Here is an 888-nt window from a genome sequence, read left to right on the forward strand (position 1 = left end):
AACGAAGCGATGCGGCGTACCGGCATCTATCACATCATTTCCATTTCGGGACTGCATATGGCGCTGGTCGCCGGCACCATCATGGGTCTGTTGCGCGGTGCCTTCGCGCTGTTTCCAGACTTTTCCGCGCGCCGGCCGGTGAAGAAATATGCGGCCGCCGCCGCACTTTTCTCGATCGCCGCCTATCTCGTCATTTCCGGTGTCGTCGTTGCGGCCGAACGCAGCTTCATCATGCTGGCGGTGATGCTGATTGCCGTCTTGTTCGATCGCGCGGCGCTCACCATGCGCAACCTGGCCATCTCGGCGATCGCCGTTATCCTGGTTTCCCCGCACGAGGTCGTCGGCCCGAGCTTCCAGATGTCGTTCGCGGCAACCGCGGCCCTTGTTGGCGCCTATGCCGGCTGGGCGGACCACCGCGCTGGTAAGACGAGGCCACCGTCGCCAAAGCGGTCACTACCCGGGTTCCTGACGCGAAAATTCCTGCTGGCGACAGGTGGATTGGCCATGACCTCCATCATTGCCGGCAGCGCGACGGCGCTGTTTGCCATCTGGCATTTCCAGCGCGTATCGCCGCTCAGCCTGTTCGCCAATCTGGCCGTCATGCCGATCGTGTCGGTGGTCGTCATGCCTTTTGCGGTCCTCAGTTCGCTGGCGATGCCCTTCGGCGCCGACGGCCCGTTTCTCTACGTGATGGGCAAAGGCCTGACAGCGATGATCGCCGTATCGTCATGGATATCGGAGCGCTCGCCAATCGATGGGGTAGGTCTGATCTCGCAGCAATCCGTGCTGCTGGTGGCCGTCGCGCTGGTCATCGCGACGATGGCGACGACCTGGCTGCGGCTCGCGGCACTGCCATTCGCACTTGCCGGTCTGTTGACTGTGTCGGAC

General features: G+C 62.8%; 1 protein-coding gene. It reads left to right on the plus strand.

Annotation, left to right across the window (positions count from 1 at the left end; genetic code table 11):
- Positions 1–888, plus strand: an 888-nt coding sequence (locus EOA36_RS36285) for a ComEC/Rec2 family competence protein (protein WP_145969546.1), incomplete at both ends; no start/stop codon positions are given.

The organism is Mesorhizobium sp. M8A.F.Ca.ET.021.01.1.1 (genome assembly GCF_003998025.1).
In the GTDB taxonomy this organism is placed as follows: domain Bacteria; phylum Pseudomonadota; class Alphaproteobacteria; order Rhizobiales; family Rhizobiaceae; genus Mesorhizobium.